The 15,910-nt window shown below is 66.2% G+C and carries 12 protein-coding genes; all 12 read left to right on the forward strand.

The genetic code is table 11. The features are described from left to right. Positions 1-4 precede the first annotated feature (4 nt). The 12 genes from CYU59_RS00835 to CYU59_RS00890 all read left to right on the forward strand — a co-directional run bounded on the left by CYU59_RS00835 (position 5) and on the right by CYU59_RS00890 (position 15,651). Positions 5-1,903: a bacterial transcriptional activator domain-containing protein gene (locus CYU59_RS00835; protein WP_292974830.1), complete on the forward strand. Its 1,899-nt coding sequence runs from the start codon at positions 5-7 to the stop codon at positions 1,901-1,903. A 4-nt stretch (positions 1,904-1,907) separates the two neighbouring features. Further along, positions 1,908-2,144: a hypothetical protein gene (locus CYU59_RS00840; RefSeq protein ID WP_292974831.1), complete on the forward strand. Its 237-nt coding sequence runs from the start codon at positions 1,908-1,910 to the stop codon at positions 2,142-2,144. A gap of 117 nt (positions 2,145-2,261) precedes the next feature. Continuing rightward, a complete protein-coding gene (locus tag CYU59_RS00845) occupies positions 2,262-3,809 on the forward strand; it encodes a Fis family transcriptional regulator (RefSeq protein WP_292974832.1) in 1,548 nt (515 codons plus the stop codon). Between the two features lie 81 nt (positions 3,810-3,890). Beyond that, positions 3,891-4,208 (forward strand): YbaB/EbfC family nucleoid-associated protein, encoded by a 318-nt coding sequence (locus CYU59_RS00850; protein WP_292974833.1) that lies wholly within the window; start codon positions 3,891-3,893, stop codon positions 4,206-4,208. Beyond that, on the forward strand, positions 4,205-6,055 hold the full coding sequence (gene eccA / locus CYU59_RS00855; RefSeq protein WP_292974834.1) for a type VII secretion AAA-ATPase EccA: 1,851 nt from the start codon (positions 4,205-4,207) through the stop codon (positions 6,053-6,055). Before CYU59_RS00850 ends, eccA begins: the two co-directional genes overlap by 4 nt. Further along, positions 6,052-7,566, forward strand: coding sequence for a type VII secretion protein EccB (gene eccB / locus CYU59_RS00860; RefSeq protein WP_292974835.1), 1,515 nt, complete (start codon positions 6,052-6,054; stop codon positions 7,564-7,566). Before eccA ends, eccB begins: the two co-directional genes overlap by 4 nt. Positions 7,567-7,586: 20 nt before the next feature. Beyond that, complete coding sequence (eccCa, locus tag CYU59_RS00865) at positions 7,587-11,747, forward strand: type VII secretion protein EccCa (protein ID WP_292974836.1); 4,161 nt, start codon at positions 7,587-7,589, stop codon at positions 11,745-11,747. Positions 11,748-11,938: 191 nt separating this feature from the next. Beyond that, positions 11,939-12,259, forward strand: coding sequence for a PE family protein (locus CYU59_RS00870; protein WP_292974837.1), 321 nt, complete (start codon positions 11,939-11,941; stop codon positions 12,257-12,259). A 25-nt stretch (positions 12,260-12,284) separates the two neighbouring features. Further along, the gene (locus CYU59_RS00875) at positions 12,285-13,601 is read left to right on the forward strand and encodes a PPE family protein (RefSeq protein ID WP_292974838.1); all 1,317 of its coding nucleotides are present in this window, start codon (positions 12,285-12,287) and stop codon (positions 13,599-13,601) included. Between the two features lie 83 nt (positions 13,602-13,684). Continuing rightward, positions 13,685-14,029: a hypothetical protein gene (locus tag CYU59_RS00880; RefSeq protein ID WP_292974839.1), complete on the forward strand. Its 345-nt coding sequence runs from the start codon at positions 13,685-13,687 to the stop codon at positions 14,027-14,029. 59 nt (positions 14,030-14,088) lie between these two features. Beyond that, positions 14,089-14,382, forward strand: a complete 294-nt coding sequence (locus CYU59_RS00885) for a WXG100 family type VII secretion target (protein WP_292974840.1) — start codon at positions 14,089-14,091, stop codon at positions 14,380-14,382. Between the two features lie 228 nt (positions 14,383-14,610). After that, on the forward strand, positions 14,611-15,651 hold the full coding sequence (locus CYU59_RS00890) for a type VII secretion target (protein WP_292974841.1): 1,041 nt from the start codon (positions 14,611-14,613) through the stop codon (positions 15,649-15,651). Positions 15,652-15,910 lie beyond the last annotated feature (259 nt).

Below are 15,910 nucleotides of genomic sequence, written 5' to 3' on the forward strand. Positions count from 1 at the left end.
CATCATGACGGCGACACTCGGTAGCGCACCAGTCACCTCCCTGTGGTACGGGCAAGGCCGCGCAGTCGACGTGACCCGGCGGCTGGAGTCACTGACGGCGTTGCCGTCCCCACCCGGGCCGGCCGGGGTCATCACCGCCCGCCCCGACGACGTGACGGTGACGTTCGTCGAAGGACTGCGAGGACCACTGCCCCCGCCCTGGCAGGCCGAGGGTCGCGAAGCGCGCATCGGCTGGGAATCGGTACCCACCGGCGGCCCACCCGATCCCGAACACCCGGTGTATCTCGTGGTGTTCGGAACGACCGACGACGGCGCCCTCATCGCGTTGAACCTGGCGGCTTTCTCCCGTGTCCGCATCGGCGGAGACCCCGCAACCGCGGCGGCGGTCATCACGCGCTGGGTCCTGGAACTGCTGGCCACCCACCCCGACATCACCATCGGACTGACAGAAGATGTCTGGAGCGCGCCGTGGACCACCCGGGTCCGCCCGGTCGCGCCGGGCCACGTGCCCGCCGTCGACGTCCTGGTGTGCGGCTCGGCCCTGACCTACGCCGAACGCGCACAAATTGTGGCCGCGGCCTCCAGCCCCATCCTGCTCGACCTTGGCGACGACGCCGCAGTCACGGCGACCTGGTCGATCACCTGCGGAGCCGATCGCGAAGGCCAGATCGGCCGCGGCGCCGCAGGCAGGCCGATGTCAGCCACCCTGATCGTGCCAGGACCCGACGTCGTCGACCGGTGCGCACAGCTCATCACCGCCGCCGCCCAGCCCGCCGGCACACCCGATGCGGTCCCCCTCAGCAGCGACAGCGACGACAGTGCAGCGACCGAGACAGCTCTGCCCCACGCCGATCAGGACCCCGGAAGCGACAGCGCCGGCATCGACTTCTTCGAAGAACCCGGCGACGACCAATCAGTCTGGGACACAGAAGAACCCGTCGATGACGCTCCGCACTGGCGCACCGACGAACCCGCCGCCGCGGGCGTCGTCGAGAAGGTTACCGAACAACGGGCCGTCGTCGCGGAACCGCGCGACCGAGCACCGGCCCCGGTCACCGATTCCGTCACCGACCCTTTCGAGTCCGCCCCGCACCCCGCCGCGGTCACCGAACCCCCCCGCAGCCCGCAGCCCCCGCCCGGGCCGGCCGCCGCAGTCGACGCGCCCGCCGAGCCGGCACCGGCGCCGGCCGTGGCGCCGATATGGAACCGCATCCTGGGCAGGGTCACGTTGTCCCCGCCCTACCCCGGGGCAGAGCCTGGGCCGCGCGAGCGCAGGCTCAACGAGCTGCTGGTGTATCTGCAACTGCACCGCCTGGCCAGCACCGATGGCATCATCGCCGCCGTGTTCAGTGGGGCGGCCACCGAAAAGACTGTGACACAACAGATGTCGCTGCTGCGTAAACGCCTCGGCATCCTTTATGCCGCCGGCCCCAAAGCGCTGCCCCCGATGAGTGAGGGCACCTACAGCCTGGAGCGGGTCGTGTGCTCGGACTGGAATGAGTTCGACCGGTTGGTCGAAATCCTCGTTGAGGCGACACCCACCTCACACCTGATCGCGGCGATGGACCTCGTCACCGGCCCCGCCCTCGGTGGTATCCCCGGCAAGGAATGGCCGTGGGCGCGCAACCTGCGTGAACAGATGCGTGACCGGGTGCCAGGGGCGGCGGCCGTGCTGGCGCGCCGCCAGCGCGAGGCGGGCCACTTCGCGATCGCTGTTGACACCGCGCGCAAAGGGCTGTGGTACGACAGCGTCCGCCAAGACCTGTGGGAAATGGCGTTGTCCAGTGCCCTGGAGTGCCGCGACAATGAGACATTCCGTGCGCTGCGCTCGCAGTACCTCAACACCATCGCAGGGCCCGACCGGGATTCCGCGGTCCTGCACCTCACCGGACGATCAGGATAAGACGATGCATTCAATTGAGTTGAGCCAGTTCAAAGACGACGACGACGACATCATCACGACCGCGGAGACCGACCCCGAAGCGCTGTCGGTGTCGGTGCGGACCACCGGTGAAATCGTCGACATCGACGCCAAGCCCGACCGGGTACGTGCACTGGGCGCCGAGGGGTTCAAAGAGTTGTTCGTTAACTGCGCGCAGGCTGCGTTCGCCCACCGATATGATCCGCTGCTGACCCAGGAGTAAAGGCCTTAAACTTGTGTCACAAGACATCGTGGCGGTCCGGCCCGCCGGGTCACCGCCAGCCGCGCCTGTGAGGTCTTTGGTGCGCCGGGGCGCGGCGACGTTCGCGTAAGGCAGGTCATGGCACTCGACATCGATATCGACGGGTTTCGACGCACCGGACACCACGTTGCCGATGCCGCCTCGATGCTGCAGTACACCCCCGGCTCCGAAGTGCCGGCATGCGGTGCTGATCAGACCTCCCAAGCCATCATGGATAACCTCAACTCCCGGCAGAAATGGCTCAACGAGCACCTCGCCGCCGGTGCCGCGCAGGCCTTCCACGCCGCCGAAGGGATCGACGGCACCGCGACGGCCTATCAGCAGCAAGACGACGCCGGCGCGGCCGCCTACGTCGGCGGATCAGACTCCCCCGCGGCGCCATCGGCCCCGGTCAGTGCGGCCCCGCCGGCGCCCGCCGCGCCGCCGATGCTGACCGCGATCCCCTCGATCGCCGACCAGGACGGCGAGCAGATGGCCACCGACCTCGAAGGCGGCGCCGGCACAGGGCCGGCCATCCAGGCCGCCGCGCACTGGACCACGATCGCCGGGAAGGCCACCACGGCCAACGCGTCGCTGGCCGCAGCGCACACTCAACTCATCGCCTCCGGGCAGTCTCAAGTCCACGGCCCCCTGATGGCGCGTTTGACCAAAGCTATGGCATGGACCAGCGGGATCGCCGGACACGCGACCGCGCTGGCCGGCGGCTACACCGCCGCGGCCGATCTGCACACCACCACCAAGACAGCGGTGGGCTCCCCTGCGGTGTGGCGAGGCCGCAAGGAAGGACTGCGAGCCGCCCAGGCCGCGGGTCCTCCCGGAATCCCGGTGTACAACGCACGCAAAGCGGATTACACCCTCAACCAGGGGTTGGCCAGCTCGGCTGCCGAAAGCTACCAGGCCGGCGGCCACGGTGCTTCCACCCCGCCCGGCACACTGCCTGACCCTGGGCTGGATCCCAACACCAGCGGTGCCGACCCCGACAACAATCCCAACGATCCCAAGCAGCAACCGAAAGACGATGCCACGAAGGATCCTGACCAGCAGAGCTCAGGGATGCAGGACATTTTGAGTTCGATGATGGGCGCGCTGCAGCCGTTGATGAAAGCGGCGGGCAACCCCACCCAAAGCCTCGGTCAACTCGGTCAGCTCGCCCAGCAGGCCGGCAGCCTGGCCGGCATGGGTTCCAAAGGGGCGGCGCATTCCCCGATCAAACCCGCGGCGCTGTCGGGTGCGCATCCCGGCGCCGGTCATGGCGGTGGCGGTGGAAGCCCGATCAAAGGCGCGGGCCTTGCCGGTGTGCATCCCGCGTCGTTGAGCGGCAGCCCTGCCGCGACACCGGCGAGTCCACCGGCGAAGTCGGCCGGACCGGCTGCAGCGGCCGGCGCCAGCGGCGGCGGTGCGGGCATGATGCCCATGGGAGCCGGCGCGGGCCACGGGCAGGGCAAGGGCGGCAAGGTCAACCCCGCGGAGGCGCCGCTGCCCGACGTCGACGAGGCCGGCCGACCGGGTGTGGTCGGGCAGAGCGCGCCCGCCAAAGCTGCGCCCGTGGTGGATCCGGGCTCGAAGAACGCGGTCAAGGAACGGCTCGCCGCGCGGAAGAAAAACCTCGCCGGTGATGACGGCTAGGACAAAATTCCCGCAACTTCGTGTCCTACTTTTGTGCCACCCTGATGGCATGACTGATGTGGCCCCCGGTGACGCGTCGCGATGAACATGCCAGAAATCCCCCTGCACCCGCTGGTGACCGCAGAAATCGCCCGCGGCAGACAGTTCCTCGAGCAGATCCGCGCCGCGCGCCGCAACATTGAGCAGCTGCGCGTCACCGTCACCTGCCCCGAGGGGGACAACCAGATCGTGTTCTCCGGCGACGGGATGGTCACCGACGCGACGTTCACCGAGGATGTGTTTACCCGCCACCCGGGCGCCGCGTTGAGTGAGTTGCTGCTGGTGATGGCCGAAGAAGGTTATGCCCAAGTGTCGCAGAAGGTTTCGGCGCAAGTGAGCGCCATCGTGGAGCAGCGATGATCGGTGGTGACGGGCTGGAGTTGTTCGCCAGCAGCTGCGCCGCCCTCGGCGCCGAGGTGTACGGCCGCCGTCAGGTCGCTGACAAGCGTTCCGCGCGAACAGGATTCGAACGTCTCAGCGGCCAATATCCCGAGCAGTGCGACGGCTGGCTCGGTATCGCCGCCAGCGGTGCGCCCACCCGGGAGGTTCTCGAGGGCGCCTACCGTGCGATCGACACCTGCGGCGAGCTGATCGCCGCGACCGATGTCGCTGCGGACGCCCTCGATTTCGTGTTCGACTCCGGGATGTATGTCTCGCTGTACGCGCGCGGCGCCGACGGGCTGATCATCGCCACGGCCGCGGCACGTATCGGCGCCGGTGACCTCGCCGCCGCCCACGACCTGATCGAGCAGCGGCTCGGCGGCCGGCTGTCGAACGCGGCGAGCTGGGTGTTGGCGGTGTCCTACTACCGGGCCAAACGCTGGCATGACGTGCGCCGAGTGCTGGCGCCGATCGCCGGGAGGGTCGGTGAGGACCCTTACCTTCACCAGGCGGTGCAGGTGGCCAGCGGACTGGCCGGGGCCTACCTGGGGTTGTGGGAGCAATCCTTCGAACAGCTCAAAGATCAAGGGGGCGGCCCGATTCCGGCCGCCAACGGAGAGGCGCTACTGGGAGCGGCGCTGTGCGCGCGGGCGCTCGGGCGCGCCGACGAGGCGGCTGCGCTGCTCAACGAGGCCTACGGCGCCGCCGCCGACAACGCCGCGCTGCGCTCGACGATCACGAGCGCGCTGGCTGATCCCGGATTCGGTATTCACCCCACCACCGCGGCCCGCATCGACGCCCGCACCGATGTGTGGGACCCCGACACCGAGCCCGGCGAGCGGGATTTCGTTCGTTCCCTGGGCGCTGAGCGACGAGACGAACTCAAAGCCGAGGCGGCCGCCGAGCTCGCCGATTTCGTCGGCATGGACGACGTGAAAACCCAGATCGCGCGACTGGAATCCAGTGTGCGGGCCGATAAGTCCCGCGAGGCGCGTGGGTTGCCGTCGCGAAACAAGTCGCTGCACCTGGTGCTCAAAGGTCCGCCGGGCACCGGGAAGACGACGATCGCGCGGGTCATCGCCAAGCTGCTGTGCGCCGCCGACGTGTTGCCCTCGGACACCTTCGTCGAGGCCGGTCGCGCCGATCTGGTCGCCGATGTGATCGGAGGGTCGGAGAAAAAGATCGCCGCCATCATCGACCGCATCCTCGACGACGGCGGCGGGGTGCTGTTCATCGACGAGGCCTATGCGTTGACCGACACCGGATCCGACAACGACTTCGGCAAGATGGTCATCGCTGAACTGTTGCGTGTCATGACAAATCACTCCGACAAGCTGATGGTCATTGTCGCCGGCTATGCCGACAAGATGCAGGAATTCCTGGAATCCAACGAGGGCTTGCTGTCGCGGTTCACCCGCTCGATCACGCTGCCGTCCTACTCGGTCGACGAGCTCGTCGAAATTTCACTTCGCAAGGCGGCCAAGGTGAAAAGCATCATCGCCGACACCGAACCGCTGCGCGCGGCCTACGCCGACCTGGCCGCGGCCACCGCACAGGACTCCACTGGGCGCCGCCGGCCCGCCCTCGACGTGCTGGGCAACGGCCGCCTCTGTGAGAACTTGGTCGCTTTCGCCGAGGAGGAGCGCGATTTCCGCCTCGAAGACGAGGGCGTGGACTTCGATACCGCCAGCGAAGAGGTCGTGTTGACCATCACCGCTGCCGACGTTCGCGCCGCGGTCACCCGCGAACTCGACCGCGCCGCCAAAGAGCAGAACGTGACCTTGTCTCGAGGGGCTGCGGGCCCGGCCGGAGGTGGTGCACTGTGACCGCCCCGACCGGACTACCACCCCGGCGTGGATTCAAGTCCCGTAGTGCCGATCTCGGGCCGACGTCCTCACGTACCCGCCCCTGGGGATTCGTTACCCGCCACCAGATTTCGGGGTGGCGGTTCCTGATCCGCAGGATCAGCAACGGGGTGGCGCTGCGCGACACCCGGATGTTGACCAACCCGCTGCGCCGCCAAGGGCGGGCGTTGAGCGTCGGTGCGCTCATCGGTGCGGTGGTGCTCGCCGGGGCGTTCATTCTGTCGGTCCTCAAGCCGACCGGTAACGGCGGCAGCCACCCGATCTTGGCGGAGCGCTCCAGTAACGCGCTGTACGTCGTTGTCAACGACGTGCTGCACCCGGTGCTCAACCTGGCTAGCGCGCGCCTAATCGTCGGCAAGCCCGACGATCCGACGGTGGTCAAGGACAAGGAGATCGACCGATACCCGCTGGGCAACACCATGGGCATCCCGGATGCCCCGGCGCGCATGGTGCAGTCCACTGCCCGCGATGCCCGCTGGATGGTCTGCGACGCCGAGGGCGGCACCGAGGCCGGCACGACGGTGATCTTCGGTGACCCCATCGCAGGCAACGGGCACGCCGCGGCGATGGCCGGGGGCGCGGCCGAGTTGGCCACCAGCGACGGCGGGAAAACCATCTGGCTGATCTGGGGTGGAAAACGCAGCCGGATCGATTTGAACAACGCCGCGGTGACCGCGGCGGTCGGTATCAACGCCGACACCGCGCCGCCGCGCCACATCAACCGTGCGCTGCTGAACATGATCCCCGAGGCAGCGCCGATGGTGGTGCCGTTCGTGGGTAACGCCGGTGACCCGCCGCGGTTCGTGTGGCCGGTCCCGGGCAAGCAGGCTCCACCGATCGCCGCGGTTGTGGTCGACAAGGAAGACAACCAGACGCGCTACTACGTGGTGACTGCGGACGGGTTGCAGGCCATTTCGCCGGTCGTTGCGGCGATCCTGCGCGCCAACGACGCCTACAACCTGGTGGAGCCGCCAGCGTTGACGCCCGACCAGATCGCCAAAACGCCTAAGGCAAACGTTATTTCGGTGGATGACTACCCGGGCAGTCCGCTGCAGATCAGTGATCCCGGAACCGAGCCGGTCACTTGCAGCCAGTGGGTCAAACTGCATGATGCCCCGACGTCGAAGCTGAGCCTGCTGGTTGGGGCAACTCTGCCGGTTGCGGTGGACGCCAAGCCGTTGGCGCTTACCGCGGCCGCACCCGGGGCGGCCTCCAGGGTTCTGCTGCCGCGTGGCAGCGGCTACTTCGTCCAGGTGGTCGGCCAGGAACCCAAATCGCAGACCAAGGAGTCGGTGTTCTGGGTGTCGGATCTGGGTGTGCGTTACGGGCTGGAGCAGGAGCCGAACGAAAAGACGCCCCCGGCGCAGATCCTGGGCATGACCCACGATCCGCTGCCTGTCCCGTGGGCGGTGCTGAGCCTGTTCGCCTCAGGCCCCACGCTGTCGAAATCCGATGCGCTGGTCGCGCACTGACTGACTGAAGGAATCTGGTTATGCGAGAGCGGTTTCCGCAGCGGCGCCGGGTCGCCGGCCCGAAAAGCGCCACCAAGGACTTCATCTTCAACCCTCCCCCTGAGCTGCCGCGCACCATCGAGCAGAGCTGGGTGAAAAAGGCGCTGCCCTTCGTCTTCGGCGGCGCGATGGTCGCCATGATCGTCATGATGTTCGTGATGGGCGTCGGCCAGCTCCGCAGCCCGATGTATCTGTTCTTCATGGCGATGATGCTGATCGGGCTGTTTCAATCCGTGCAAGGCGGCGGCCCGAACAACGAAATGGCCAACCCCGAAGTCGATTCCGAGCGTGCCGAGTATCTGCGGTACCTGTCGGGCAAGGCCGAAGAGATCCGCACCGCTGCGGAGTCCCAGAAAGCTGCCGCTCAGTGGTCGCATCCCGAGCCGTCGGTGCTTGAGGCGGTGTTGGGGTCACCGCGGATGTGGGAGCGCGGTGCGACCGACCCCGATTATCTGCACGTCCGTGTCGGCTGCGACGACGTCAAACTGCTGGCCAAAATCAAAGTCAAGCCTGTTGATTCAGAACTCGACCTCGAGCCGGTCACCAAGACCGCGCTGCAGCACCTGCGCGCGGTGCAGCAATCAATCCCGCACTGCCCCAAGGCGATCGACTTCTCCGGCATCGGCATGATCAGCATCTACGGGCGCCGGCCGCTGTTCGCGGCCGCGGTGCGTGCTTGGGTTGCGCAACTGGTGTGCTGGCACACCCCTAACGACATCGCCGTCGCGGTGGCCTCGCCCTACCTGGAAAGCCACTGGGGGTGGACGAAATGGTTGCCGCACACCGAAAGTGCTGACATCGACGGCGCCGGCCCAGCCCGCTACCTCGGGCAGTCGATCGCCGACATCGACGCGATGCTGGAGCCGCTGTTGTCGGCGCGGGCGAAGGTCGTCGACGACAAAGGCGGTGTCGACGCAGCCTCAGTCACCAAGTCGCACAAGCATGTCGTGCTCATCGTCGATGACCCGGGCGCCGCGCAGCAGGCGGTACGCCGTATCAGTGCGCGCGACGGTGTCACCGTGATCGCCTACCGCGACGGCGCCGGCCCCGATCGCGAATACGCCCCCCATCCCCGCGAACTGGTGCTGCGCCTCGATGAGGCCACCGGGGCGGAGTTCGACCAGATGCAGCAGTGGACCGAGTTTCGGTGGAAGCCTTTTTGTGCAGAGCCTGACTCGCTGGACGGCCGCACCATGCGTCACCTGGCCCGGCAGATGTCGAAGTGGGACGCCGCCCCCATCGGGCGCCAGGACGCCGAATCGGCTGCAGCGCAGACGATGCTGTCGCTGCTCGGGATCTCCAACGCCGCGAAAATGGATGTCGCGTCGGTATGGGGCCCGCGCATGCTGCCGGTCGGTACCGGCGAACCCGTCGACCTCGAGCCGTTGCTGAAGGTGCCGCTGGGATTGCAGCCCAGCGGGGCCCCGCTGGTTGCTGATCTCAAAGACGAAGCCGACGGCGGTAACGGCCCACACGGGCTGATGATCGGCATGACCGGATCGGGTAAATCGACGGCGCTGCGCGCGATGGCGTTCGCGTTGTTCGCCCGGCACTCCCCCGATGTCGTGCAAGCGATCCTGGTGGACTTCAAGGACGGCGCCGGATTCGATGCCTTCGTCGACTACCCGCACGTGGTCGCGGTGATCACGAACCTGGAGGAAAAGCGTTCCCTGGTGGAGCGTTTCGGTGAAACACTGCACGGTCTGCTCGACCAGCGGGGCCGCATTTTTCATGATGCCGGCCACCAGGTCAAAGGGGCGGCGTTTGAGTCGCTGCGGGAATACAACGAGGCGCGGGCCACTCCGGTCGGCGCGCATCTGGAGCCGATCCCGTTCATGTTCGTGTGGGTCGATGAGTTCTCGCTGCTCCTCAAAGACCACCCCGACATGGCTGACGTGTTCGACACGGTCACCCGTAAAGGACGGTCCCAGGGGGTGTTTTTCCTGTTCGCAAGCCAGACGCTGGACGACGGGGTCATCAAGAACATTCCCAACAACACCCAGTACCGCATCGGGCTGAAGGTCGCAGCCGAAAACATCTCCCGCCGCGTGATCGGCAGCGGCGACGCCTATCACATCGCCGACGGTAAAAACGCCAAGGGCACAGGGTTTTTCGTGCGGGCGCCCGGGGCGGACCCGATGAAGTACAAAGGCTTCATCCTGCCCGATCGCTACGAACCGCCGACCACGCTGACCCGGCGGGTGATCAACGCCGCACCGCGGGCCCGAGTGTTCACCGCGGGTCGGGTGGAACCCGATCCTGACACGGTGATCGAGGAAGAGATCGCCGCCGAGTCGGTTATCGAGGGCCCCCCACGTTCGCTGGTGTTGACCGTGGGCCCGCAACTGGTGGATGCCTACGGCAAAAAGAAGCCCCAGCTGTGGTCGCCGCCGCTGGACGATCCGATCCCGCTGGATTCAATTCTCAAGCAGGCCAACGAGATCCCCGCCCGCCCCGGACAAGCCCCCTGGTGGCCGCTGGGTGAAATCGACCGGCCCCGCAAACTCAGCCACGGGTTGCTGACCTACAGCATCGACAACGGCAACTTATCGGTCACCAGCATGAGCAAAGAAGATGCGTCGATGGTGGTCCAGACCTTCGTCCTGTCGGCGGCTGCTCGCTACTCACCCGAAGAGGTCGGGTTCTATTTGATGAGCTACGGCGGGCCGGGGCTGGCCGCGATCAAAGACCTGCCCCATGTCGGCGCTATCGGCGGCAACGGCCGCACCGAGCTGAATCTGCGCGTGTTCGGTGACCTCGACGGACTCATCGCCCGCCGTCGCGCCCTATTCGATCAGTATAACGTCAACTCGCTCAACGAATTTCGCGCCCGCCGCGCTCAAGGGGAGCCCGGTCTCAACGACGGCTACCCCACCGACGTGTATCTCATCGTCGATGGCTGGGAGAACTTCTTGGCCGACAACACCTCACTGATGTACCCGAAGAATCCGGCCGTGAAGAATGTGGAGCGGCTGATCAGCATCGGGCGCGGTATCCACGTGATGATCACTGCCGCGGACTGGATCAAGTTCGGTATGGAGATCCAGAACCACGTCAACACCCACTACGAGCTCAAGCTCGCCAAGACTGCCACCTCCCAAGTGCGCAGCAACGTCGATGACAAGATGACCCGCCCGCAAGACCGCATCCCGCTGGATCAACCGGGTCGCGGCATCAACGCCGTCGGTGATGTCATCAGGTTCGCGGTGGGCCGGCTCGACGGTGCCCCCACCATGGATGACCTGGATAACAAGGTGCGCGAAACCGCGGCGACGATCGGCGAGCAGTATCCCAACGCCCGTCCGGTGCCGGGGCCGCAACTGCTGCCGCGGTTGGTGCCATGGGCAGGTCTCCCCCACGCCGAGCTGCACGGGGAGCGGCACATTCTGGGCCTGCGGGGAAGCGACCTTCGACCGATGGTCATCGACTTCGCCGCCGAGCCGCTGCTCGGTGTCTACGGAGACGACGGGCACGGAAAATCGACGCTGATCACCAACTTGATCAGAAGTGTCGTCGCCCGGCGGGCCCGCACCGAAGACGCGGTCGTCGTCATCTTCGACAAGAGCCGCAAGCTCAGTGACGAAACCCGGCTGCTGGCCGCGGGAAACGACTACTACGAAAATGACTTCTCGACCATGGCCACGCACATCGAAAGCATCGCCAACGTCTTGGACCGCCGCACCCCGCCCGCAGACCTGACGTGGGAGCAGAAACGGGCCTGGAAGCTGGAGGGCCCCACGATCTACCTGTTCGTCGACGACATCGATGCCATCCCCGCCCAAGTCTCGATTCATCAGCAGGTGGCCGCAGGCGCGCCCGCGCCGGCGATGGGCCCCCGCATGGCACAAACATGGCAGCCGCTGCTACGTCACCTCGCCAACGCCCGCGACGTCGGCCTGCGGGTGATCATGACGCACCGCGCCGCGGGCAGCCAGCTCGCCGAAATCAGCCCCGCCTCAGTCCCGGGCCAAATGGCCACCCAAGGCGCCAACCGGATTCTGTTGGGCGCAAAGACCACTACCGACAAAGTCGGCGGGGTGAAATTCGAAGACGGGCTCCCGCCCGGGCGCGGATTCATGCTCGCGGTGAACGGCGATAACGGCGGCTACCTGCAATTAGCCGCACCTGACGACGGTATGTAACAGCCATGTTAAAACTGCTGGCAGGCGATGTTGCTGTGCTATACGGGCGTGCTGCAATGTGTGACACGTGTCGCGCCGAAGCGGTACGGTATGTCCATATTGGTTGGGCGCCGGAAAATAGCGTAGGCATCACGCCAGGGTCTCGGCGATAATTCAATAGACACCTCCCGCGAAGACTAAAAGGGGACGCCATGGAACTCGATGTCAATCCCACCGCACTGGGCGCCGCATCCGCTCAGGTCGCCGCGCTGACCGGCCGCCTGCTGGCCAGCAACGCCACCCACCTGGTCGCCACCAGCGCGACACTGCCCCCCGGAGCGGACCTGGTGTCGGAGAAGACGTCACTGAGCCTGATCGCCGAAGGCCTCGAGCACCACCTCATGACTGGCATGGGCAGTGCGCAGCTTGGCCTGTCCTCCGAAGGGGTCGGCGAATCCGGAACCAGCTACGCCATCGGTGACGCCGAAGGCGCAGCAGCCTACGTCGCCAACGGCGGCGGCGCCCTCCTCTAGCCCCACAAGTCCAGGAACACGACTCATGACAGGTGATGCGATCGCGCCGCCGATGTGGGTGGCCGCGCCCCCGGAGGTGCATTCGACGCTGCTCAGCGCCGGCGCCACGGCTGCGTCGATGACCGCAGCAGGACTGTCGTGGACCACCCTGGGCGCCGAGTACATCGCCGCGCTCGCCGAGCTCGAAGGCATCATCGCCTCAATCCAGGCCACCTATTCCGGCCCGTCGGCCGAGCAGTTTGTCATGGCGCACCAGCCGATGCTGCTCTGGCTGGCCGACGTCGCGGCCAAAGCGGAGTTCACCGCCGCATCCCACGCCGAGATCGTCGCCGCCTACGAGGGCGCCGTCGTGGCGATGCCCACCCTCGGTGAACTGTTCGAGAACCACTTCGTCCATGGCGTGCTGATCGGAACCAACTTTCTCGGGGTCAACACCATTCCGATCGGTCTCAACGAGATGGATTATCACCGGATGTGGCAGCTGGCCGCCGATGTCATGTCCGGCTGGGATGCGAGCTCGACGTTGTCGGTCAACACGATTCCCCCCACCCCGATGTCACCGCTGACGTTGCTCCTCGGTGTCGGCGAATCCGGTTCGACCAGTGCGTCAGCGGCCGGAGCCGCCAACATCGCCCAGGCAAGCGCCGGCGGCGCCTCACTACAGGCTGCCACCGTCGGGGCGACGACGTTGCTGGGGCAGAAAGCCGGCACCAACGCCGCCGGTGACTCCGCCAACGCCGCCGCTCAATCCAACCAGGCACAAAACGCGGCCAACAAGACTGACAGCGCCGCCAACCCGCAGAACTCGGGTATGGACATGATCCAGCAATTCGCCTCGATGGTGCCCGAAGCGGCCAGCTCAGCGACACAAGGCCCTGGATCGATGCTCAGTAGCGCGCCCCAGACCCTGGCCTCGGCACCCCAGGAGCTCAGCAGCCTGCTGTCGAACATGGCGGGCAACTCCGGTGCCAGCGGCGCTCAGGCGATGCCCGTCGGGTTCTCCGGAACCGGCGCGATCCGCGGATTCAACCCCGCCGGGTTGACCAGCATGGCCGGTGGCGCGTTCGGCAGCGGCCCGTCCAAGCCGATGATGCCCTCGACATGGGGTGCCCAGCCGGTCACCGAATCGGCCAGCACTGCCCGCGCGATCACCCCGGTCGCGACCGGCATGGGTGGCGCCGGCGCGTCCGGCAGCGGCGCCGGAGGCGGCGCGATGGGCGCCGGCGCGCACGGCGCCAGTGGCCGCGGCGCCAAGAAAGTCAGCACGTACACCGATAACGCTGTCGACGGCGACGACGTCGACGCCGACAGTGACGAGGGGGCCTACGTGATGAGCCGCTGACCTGTTTGACCCGACCGATTCGAAATCAACCCGATTTCGTCGAAGGCCTACCGATAACACCCACAATGAAAGGATTGACCCCCATGGGACTTCTCGATGCGAGCCTCCCCCAGCTGCAGTCGTCGCACGCCAGCTTCACCGACCAGGCGACGCAATTCATGGCGCTGCTCCACCAGCAGGAAGCGACCGCCCAGCAAGCGCTGGCCGTCAACGGCGGCTCCAACTCGTTGGCCTACCAAGGAACGATGGCCCAGATGTATGACTCTGGAAACCAGCTGCAGGCACTCCTGCACACCGCCGGCACGAACATCGGCGACGCCCAGGTCACCTACCTCACGCAGGACGCCAACGCGGCCGACGCCACCTCCGGTATCGGCGGGATGATCCCCGGTGGTGGTGGCGGTTCCATGCCGACGCTGAACGTCTGACCAGTTCATTTTCGGTTCACTCACAACTCAACCTGACACTCTGACGAAAGGAATTGGCCATGGATAGCAGCCAAGTTCTCTACAACTACCCCGGAATGATGGGCACGGTCGGCGAGATGCACGGCCAGGGCGCGGGTCTTCGTGCCATCGCTGAGGCGATCACCAGCGAAAACGGTGTCCTCGCCTCCGCGTGGAACGGTGACACTGGTGGATCGTTCCAAGCGTGGGCCCAGGTGTTCATGCAGACCTTCGAGCAGTTCAACAACGCTCAGTACCAGCTGACACACACCCACGAGAACAACACCCTCACCATGGCGGCACGCGACATGGCCGAGGGCGCCAAGTGGTGCTGAGCCACCCCGCATGACCCTCTGTGGGGCGGCCACCTTTACGGTGGCCGCCCCACAGCTTTTCGGCATGGCTTTCTGCCGGGGAGGCTGGCGTAAGTCTGTTCCCGCGCCCACCTCATGATCGACGCCGAGGCCGCCGCCCCGCTGCTTGGCGGCGAAATCAGCGTTGTTGACGCGCCGAACCCTCGGGGACAATGGATCTCAGCAGCGATCACCGAGAAGGGCTGAACTGTGGAACAACTCAACGTCAATCCCGCAGATTTGCTGCACACCGCAGATGTGTACCGTGAGCTCGCCGGTCGCGTTGGCGCTCTGCCTCCGCAACTGGCCGCCGAGGCGCAACGCGTGGCCGAGACCCACGGCCCAATGGGATATCCAGTCGCAACCGGTATTTCAGCCGGCCTGGCGACCGCCGATGAACCCGTCAACGCCAAAGCCGCCGACTTTCAAGACTATTCGCAGAGATTCACTGAGCACGCTGCCACCTACACAAAGGAAGACGACCAGGCCGCGCGACGCTACCGTGGGCCCGGCGAGCCAGATCAGCAACCCAACGGGCGGCCTCACATTCAAGCCGCCGGCTACGGAACCGGCGATCCACCGCAAGGTCCGGCCTACGACCGGGTCGGCCCGCAACTCATCGATCCCAAAAACCCGCTGATCGGAGATGAGCGTTTTGGGCATTGGGAGCGATATATCCCGCCGCCCTACACCGGAGACACCCCTCCCCCGCCTCCTACCGGACACGTTGACTTTCCGCCGGGCATGCCGGCGAAAACCGGTGGCCCCTCTGGGTTTTACACACCTGGTCGCACCTGGGTGACCAATGATCAAGCCCCGCTCGCGTCGCTATCTGAACAGTACAAATTCAGGATCTCCGGGCAGGACCTGACGTCCTACACCCGCACCGAGATGGTGAACGGACAGCCCGAGCTGCAACGATGGGTCGCCAATACCTATGAGGCACAACAAACTACGCAAATCAATATCAGTGGCCCTGCGTGGGCCTCGACCGAACCAAACGCCGTGGAGGGCACACTGGGTGGGGTGACGACCGGCGGCTTGGCGGGAATCACTCCCCCACCGATCTTTCATGACTGGGAGCCGATGACACCTCAACAGATGGCTGTTCTGTCCGGCGCGAATCCCACGGTCACGTATTACGTTCCCGACGGCTGCGGCGGCCAGTTCACCATTCAGAACGGCGTCCCGGTGGGCGGCATGGCACCACCGCCCATGATTCCCATCCTGACGCGCGCACCAGGGTCCTGAAGACCACGGCTACGGGCCTTTTCACCCATGAGGTGTCACGTTTCAACACGTTGGTCGCAGAAGTCCATTACCCAGGTGTCGGGATCGCACCGCCACCGGACCTTTCATCCTTCGCTGAACTTGCCCTCGGCATAGCGCTTTACAGCTCAGATCCGACCGGGTGCTTCAAGGCTTGTGAGGTCAGCACCATGTCGACGGCAGTGCAACACCAGACGTCGTCGTCGATATGGCCGCGTCGAACCAGCACTCGGCCTTCGGG

Source organism: Mycobacterium sp. (assembly GCF_002863225.1).
GTDB lineage: Bacteria > Actinomycetota > Actinomycetes > Mycobacteriales > Mycobacteriaceae > Mycobacterium.

What these genes read in the sequence shown, in the direction of transcription:
- CYU59_RS00835 (WP_292974830.1), top strand. Translation starts at nt 5, where the DNA reads ATGACGGCGACACTCGGTAGCGCACCAGTCACCTCCCTGTGGTACGGG.
- CYU59_RS00840 (WP_292974831.1), top strand. Translation starts at nt 1,908, where the DNA reads ATGCATTCAATTGAGTTGAGCCAGTTCAAAGACGACGACGACGACATC.
- CYU59_RS00845 (WP_292974832.1), top strand. Translation starts at nt 2,262, where the DNA reads ATGGCACTCGACATCGATATCGACGGGTTTCGACGCACCGGACACCAC.
- CYU59_RS00850 (WP_292974833.1), top strand. Translation starts at nt 3,891, where the DNA reads ATGAACATGCCAGAAATCCCCCTGCACCCGCTGGTGACCGCAGAAATC.
- eccA (WP_292974834.1), top strand. Translation starts at nt 4,205, where the DNA reads ATGATCGGTGGTGACGGGCTGGAGTTGTTCGCCAGCAGCTGCGCCGCC.
- eccCa (WP_292974836.1), top strand. Translation starts at nt 7,587, where the DNA reads ATGCGAGAGCGGTTTCCGCAGCGGCGCCGGGTCGCCGGCCCGAAAAGC.
- CYU59_RS00870 (WP_292974837.1), top strand. Translation starts at nt 11,939, where the DNA reads ATGGAACTCGATGTCAATCCCACCGCACTGGGCGCCGCATCCGCTCAG.
- CYU59_RS00875 (WP_292974838.1), top strand. Translation starts at nt 12,285, where the DNA reads ATGACAGGTGATGCGATCGCGCCGCCGATGTGGGTGGCCGCGCCCCCG.
- CYU59_RS00880 (WP_292974839.1), top strand. Translation starts at nt 13,685, where the DNA reads ATGGGACTTCTCGATGCGAGCCTCCCCCAGCTGCAGTCGTCGCACGCC.
- CYU59_RS00885 (WP_292974840.1), top strand. Translation starts at nt 14,089, where the DNA reads ATGGATAGCAGCCAAGTTCTCTACAACTACCCCGGAATGATGGGCACG.